Annotated in this window: 6 protein-coding genes; 3 read left to right on the forward strand and 3 right to left on the reverse strand. The window is 68.8% G+C overall.

Annotated features, from left to right (window positions below; all coding sequences use genetic code 11):
- Positions 1-158 (reverse strand): PAS domain-containing protein (locus ACEQZY_RS20845; protein ID WP_370156868.1); only part of this gene is annotated, 158 nt, incomplete at its 3' end.
- Between the two features lie 146 nt (positions 159-304).
- Here ACEQZY_RS20845 and ACEQZY_RS20850 point away from each other — a divergent pair.
- Positions 305-682: a response regulator gene (locus tag ACEQZY_RS20850; RefSeq protein ID WP_341704869.1), complete on the forward strand. Its 378-nt coding sequence runs from the start codon at positions 305-307 to the stop codon at positions 680-682.
- Positions 683-688: 6 nt separating this feature from the next.
- Here the strand turns inward: ACEQZY_RS20850 and ACEQZY_RS20855 are convergent, their stop codons facing one another.
- Together ACEQZY_RS20855 and ACEQZY_RS20860 are read right to left on the reverse strand one after the other, a co-directional pair.
- Positions 689-2,290, reverse strand: a complete 1,602-nt coding sequence (locus tag ACEQZY_RS20855; protein ID WP_370156864.1) for a GMC family oxidoreductase — start codon at positions 2,288-2,290, stop codon at positions 689-691.
- Between the two features lie 78 nt (positions 2,291-2,368).
- On the reverse strand, positions 2,369-2,791 hold the full coding sequence (locus ACEQZY_RS20860) for an MAPEG family protein (protein WP_341705846.1): 423 nt from the start codon (positions 2,789-2,791) through the stop codon (positions 2,369-2,371).
- Positions 2,792-2,986: 195 nt separating this feature from the next.
- On the opposite strand from ACEQZY_RS20860, the gene ACEQZY_RS20865 reads away from it, so the two are divergent.
- Together ACEQZY_RS20865 and ACEQZY_RS20870 are read left to right on the forward strand one after the other, a co-directional pair.
- On the forward strand, positions 2,987-3,340 hold the full coding sequence (locus ACEQZY_RS20865; protein ID WP_370156865.1) for a hypothetical protein: 354 nt from the start codon (positions 2,987-2,989) through the stop codon (positions 3,338-3,340).
- Between the two features lie 26 nt (positions 3,341-3,366).
- Positions 3,367-4,536: methyl-accepting chemotaxis protein (locus ACEQZY_RS20870; protein ID WP_370156866.1), on the forward strand; the 1,170-nt coding region annotated here is incomplete at its 3' end.

A 4,536-nucleotide genomic window follows, 5' to 3' on the forward strand; every position in this document is an offset into this window, starting at 1 on the left:
AGCATCGACACATTGCGGCCGATCACCTCCTCCGGCTGGTAGCCGAACAGCTTCTCGCAGGCCGGGTTGAACAGCGCGACGCGGCCGTCGCCGTCGATCAGGATCAGCCCGTCGATGGCGGTGTCGATCACGGCCTGCAACAGGTTTTTATCGACCACGACGAATCCTGCCTGTGCGGATTGACAGTTTACTCAATCCAAGATTGCCGCTTTTGGACAAAAGAGTATACTGAAAATAATATGGGCTCGCTAAGACAGTGCAACGCCAGATACTGCGCGGGATTATGTGAAATCCGGGGTCTGCCATGGCCACCATCCTGATCGTCGACGACAACACCGATTTCTGCACGGTCCTGCAGACCCATCTGGAGCAATCCGGGCACCAGACCGCGACCGCCTATTCGGCCCGGGCGGGGCTGGCGCGGATCGGGCAGGGCGGCATCGACGTGGTGCTGACCGACATCCTGATGCCCGAGGTCGATGGCATCGAACTGCTGCGGGCGGTCAAGCAGCGCTGGCCCGGCCTGCCTGTGATCGCCATGTCCGGCGGCGGCCAGATCGCCGCCCGCGACCTGCTGGACATGATCAACCATCTGGGCGCCGACGGGGTGCTGCAGAAACCGGTCCGCCGGGCCGACCTGCTGGCGGCGGTCGACACCGTGCTCGGCCGCCCCCGCAGCTGACGGCGGTCAGCCCGCCGCCGCCCGGATCAGGTCGGCGGCTTTTTCCGCAATCATGATGGCCGGCGCATTGGTGTTGCCGCCGACCAGGCTCGGCATCACCGAGGCATCGGCCACCCACAGGGCTTCCAGCCCGCGCACCCGCAGCTGCGGATCGGTCACCGCCAGCGGATCGTCTGCCGCGCCCATGCGGCAGGTGCCGACCGGGTGATAGATGGTGTCGGCGCGGCTGCGGATCTGTTTCAGCAGCCCGTCATCATCCTCGATGCCGGCGGTATACAGCTCGCGCGGCAGCCGCGCGGCGAAAGGCTGCGCCGCCATGATGCGGCGGCCCTGCTTCACGCCTTTCAGCAGCAGCTCGATATCCTCCGGATGGCTGAAGAACTGCGGATCGATCTTCGGCGGCAGCAGCGGATCGGCGCCCCGCAACCCGACGCTGCCGCGGCTTTTCGGCCGCAGCACGCAGGTATGCAGGCTGTAGCCATGGCCCAGATGGGTCTTGCGGGCGTGGTCGTCGACCAGCCCGATGACGAAGTGATACTGCAAATCCGGCCGCGGCAGCGCCGGATCGCTGCGCAGGAAGCCGCCGGCCTCGGCGAAATTCGAGGTCAGCAGGCCGCGCCGCTCGCGGCGCCAGCGGCCGATCTCGCGCAGCAGATGCAGACCGCCGCCCAGCGACAGGCCGGGCAGGTCGGTGCTGCCGGTCTTGTACAGCAGGATGAAATCCACATGGTCCTGCAGGTTCTGGCCCACGCCCGGCAGTTCGTGCAGCACCGGCATGCCCTGCGCCGCCAGCTCGCCGCCCGGCCCGATGCCCGACAGCATCAGCAGCTGCGGCGACTGGAAGGCACCGGCCGCCAGCACCACGCCGGCCTGCGCACGCAGCGAGACCTCGCGCCGGCCCTGGCGGCAGGCGACACCCACCGCGCGCCGGCCGGCAAGGATGATGCGCAGCGCGCGGGTGCCGGTGGCGATATGCAGGTTGTGCCGCGCGCGTATCTCGGGCGGCAGATAGGCGCGCGCTGCCGACCAGCGCTCGCCGTTCTTCTGGGTTACCTGGAAATAGCCGAAGCCCTCCTGCTCCGGGCCATTGAAATCGGCATTGCGCGGCAGCTGAAGATCGTCGCAGGCCTGCAGGAAGGCGTCGCTGAACGGATTGGGCGTGGTGATGTCGGCCACGTTCAGCGGTCCGCCGCGGCCATGCAGCGCATCATCCAGGCGCTCGTTGTGCTCGGCCCGGCGGAAATAGGGCAGCACGTCGCTCCAGCTCCAGCCCGCCGCGCCATGCTGGGCCGCCCAGTCGTCGTAATCCGACGGATGGCCGCGCATGTAGATCATCGCGTTGATGCCGGAACTGCCGCCCAGCATGCGGCCGCGCGGCTGATAGCCGCGGCGGCCGCCGAGGCCCGGCTGCGGCTCGGTCTCGAAGCCCCAGTTGCGCCAGCGGTAGGGGATGAAGGCGGCGGCGCCCAGCGGCACGCGGCAGAGGATGTGATCGTCGGGCGGGCCGGCCTCGATCAGGCAGACCCGGGTGACGCCGTCATCGCTGAGCCGGCGGGCCAGCACGCAGCCGGCCGAACCGCCGCCGACCACCACATAGTCGTATTCCATGCGCCCCTCCCCGCTGCCCGCTTTCCGCGTGTTGCGGCAAGTCTGGCCGGGATGGCGGCGCCGGGCAAGCCCGCCATCCTAGACCTGGCCGAGGCGCCCCACCGCGATGATCAGCAGCCAGACGGCCGTGACCAGCAGCATCGACCAGGTGAAGGCGATGCCGATGCCGCGTGCCGGACTCGGCCGCCGGCCCGGCACGCTGGCAAGAACGCCCCAGGCATGGATCGCCCGCCCGGCGAACAGCATGGCGCCCAGCAGATGCAGCGCCCAGACCGGCGCCTGGTGGCTGACTTCCAGCAGCAGCAGGAGCAGCAGCCCCATCGGCGCATATTCGGTGAGGTTGGCCTGGGCGCGGATCGCCTGCTGCAGGTCGGCATGGCCGCCATCGCCGAGGCTGACCAGGTGCCGGCGGCGGTAGCGCACCACCCGCAGGCTGAGCATCACCAGCAGGATGGCGCAGAGCGCCGCATAGAGCGGTGTGACGAAGAACGGCATCAGCATCGGTTTACTCCTTGAGGGCAGCGCCCATGACGCGAAATCCGGCCTGTATCCTCCCGGAAATGGGCAATTTTTTGGTTAACCCGACGGCCGGCTGTATTTTCTGCCGCTTGTGATCGGATTTAAGCTGTTCGCCGTATAATTGCGCGACTACAAGAAAACGATCGCCCCCGAGACACCCCGTGATTGCGGTACCAGATGCCTGACCATGTCTCTGCGACGCGCCGCCGCTGGCAGGCCGTCCTCGCCATTGCCGTCTTTGCCCTGCTGCCGCCGCTGACCCTGGTGCTGCCGGCTGCCGACGGGGCCGCCGCCGCAGCGCCGCAGCGGCTGATCGTCTGGCTGCCGCAGGAGCATCGCGGCGACCTTCCGGCCGCCGCCGCCACGCTGGACGCCGCCGATGCGCGGCCGCTGGAGGAAGGCGGGCTGGCCGGCCTGTGGCTGGTGGCGAGCCGCCAGCCCGATGCCCGCGACCGGCTCTACGCCGCCGGCGCCCGCCTCGTCCTGTCCGGCGACCGGCTGCTGGCCGGCTGCCTCGGTTTCCGTCTCTAGACAATCCGACAAGAAAGAACGCTGCCATGTCCGCCTCGCTGCTGCACCTGTCCTCGCTGGAAGACCTGCGTCGCCGCGCCAGCACCGTCTTCTCGATCTGGATCTGGGTCCATGTGCCGGCCGTGGCCGCGATCGGCTGGCTGAACGGCACGCCGATGCTCTACGGCGTGATTGCCGCGGCGGTGATCGCCGCGCTGACCACCTGGTTCTGCCGCAGCGACCCGGCGGGTGGCGCCACCCGCATGGTGGTGGCCGCCGCCTTCGTCGCCATGGCCTCGCTGATGGTGTGGACGGCCGCCGGCCCGTGGCAGATCGACCTGCACATGTACTATTTTGCCATCTTCGCCGTGCTGGCCGCCTATTGCGACTGGAAGGCGATCCTCACGGCCGCGGCGCTGACCGCCATCCACCATCTCGGCCTCAATTTCCTGCTGCCCTATGCGATCTTCCCCGATGGCGGCAATTTCGGCCGCGTCGTGCTGCATGCCGTGATCGTGGTGGCCGAATGCGGTGTGCTGATCTGGCTCAGCCTCGTTCTCGCCAACCTGTTCGACAAGAGCGCCCGCAGCCTCGCCGAGATGCAGGATGCGATGACGGCCCGCGAGAAGATGGAAGCCGAGGCCAAGGCGCAGCGCGCGCGCTTCGATGCCGAACAGGCCGCGCAGGAGCAGCGCTTCGAACAGGCCATCGGCCAGGTGGTGGTCGCCGCGGCCGGCGGCGACCTTGCCCGCCGCGTTGACACGGCCGGACTGAACGGTGTGATGCAGCGGGTCGGCCAGTCGCTCAACACCCTGCTCGGCCGCACCGAGGAAGTCTTCGGCGCCATTGCCGGCGTGACCGGCGCCATGGCCGCCGGCGACCTGCGGCGACGCATCGATGCCCGCTTCGAGGGCCGCTTCGGGGCGCTGGCCGGCGACATCAATGCCATGGGCGACAAGCTGCGCGACTTCGCCGGCCGCCTGAATGGCAGCGCGGAAGCCGTACGGGCCGCTTCCACCGAGATTTCCGCCGGCAGCCAGGACCTGGCCCAGCGCACGGAATCCCAGGCGGCGAGCATCGAGGAGACGGCCGCCTCCATGCACGAGATCACGACGACGGTGAAGCAGAATGCCGACAATGCCCAGGCGGCGAACCAGCTGGCGGTGGCCGCGCGCGACACTGCCGAGAAGGGCGGCTCGGTCGTCTCGGATGCGGTG

This window comes from Ferrovibrio sp. (assembly GCF_964218355.1).
Lineage (GTDB): Bacteria > Pseudomonadota > Alphaproteobacteria > Ferrovibrionales > Ferrovibrionaceae > Ferrovibrio.

What these genes read in the sequence shown, in the direction of transcription:
- ACEQZY_RS20850 (WP_341704869.1), top strand. Translation starts at nt 305, where the DNA reads ATGGCCACCATCCTGATCGTCGACGACAACACCGATTTCTGCACGGTC.
- ACEQZY_RS20855 (WP_370156864.1), bottom strand. Translation starts at nt 2,290, where the DNA reads ATGGAATACGACTATGTGGTGGTCGGCGGCGGTTCGGCCGGCTGCGTG.
- ACEQZY_RS20860 (WP_341705846.1), bottom strand. Translation starts at nt 2,791, where the DNA reads ATGCTGATGCCGTTCTTCGTCACACCGCTCTATGCGGCGCTCTGCGCC.
- ACEQZY_RS20865 (WP_370156865.1), top strand. Translation starts at nt 2,987, where the DNA reads ATGCCTGACCATGTCTCTGCGACGCGCCGCCGCTGGCAGGCCGTCCTC.